1 protein-coding gene is annotated in these 625 nt (G+C 73.6%); it reads left to right on the top strand.

What is annotated here, in order from left to right; all coding sequences use genetic code 11:
• Nucleotides 1-85: 85 nt before the first annotated feature.
• The coding region (locus ON39_RS14580) for a glycosyltransferase family 9 protein (RefSeq protein ID WP_040734557.1) at nt 86-625 on the top strand (540 nt) is incomplete at its 3' end.

Genomic DNA, 625 nt, shown 5'->3' with positions numbered 1-625 from the left:
CGGAGGAGGTGGAGCGAGCGCGTCGCGAGGCGGCCGTGGCACCCGATCTGACCGAGGCCGTGCGGCTGGCCATGGCGGGTGGGCGGTGACGCGCCGGGCGCTGGTCGCGCGGTTGGACAACGTCGGCGACGTCCTGCTCGCGGGCCCCTGCGTGCGGGCGGTGGCGGCGCACGTCGACTCGGTGACGCTGCTGGCGGGGCCGCGCGGCCGGGCGGGCGCAGAGTTGCTGCCCGGCGTCGATCAGGTCCTCACCTGGTGTGCGCCGTGGATCGATCTGGAGCCGCCGCCGGTGACCTCGGCGAGCGTCGCGGCGTTCGTCGAGGAGATCCGCGCCCGCGAGATCGATCTGGCCTTGATCCTCACGTCTTTTCATCAGTCGCCGCTGCCGCTGGCCCTGCTGCTGCGGATGGCGGGCGTGCCGTGGATCGGCGCCATCTCCGACGACTACCCCGGCTCGCTGCTCGATCTGCGCCATCGCGTCGACGGCGATCCCCCCGAGGCCGAACGCGCGCTGTCGCTCGCCGAGGCGGCCGGCTTTCGGCTCCCACCCGGCGACAACGGGAAACTCGCTGTCCGGCAACCACTTCCGGATGTCTCCGGCGTGACCGGCGAGCCGGGCTACGTG

Origin of the sequence: Nocardia tenerifensis NBRC 101015 (genome assembly GCF_000308715.1) — a bacterium.
GTDB lineage: Bacteria > Actinomycetota > Actinomycetes > Mycobacteriales > Mycobacteriaceae > Nocardia > Nocardia tenerifensis.
The sequence above is the reverse complement of the archived record's forward strand: the minus strand, read 5'-3'. Positions and strand labels throughout refer to the sequence as shown.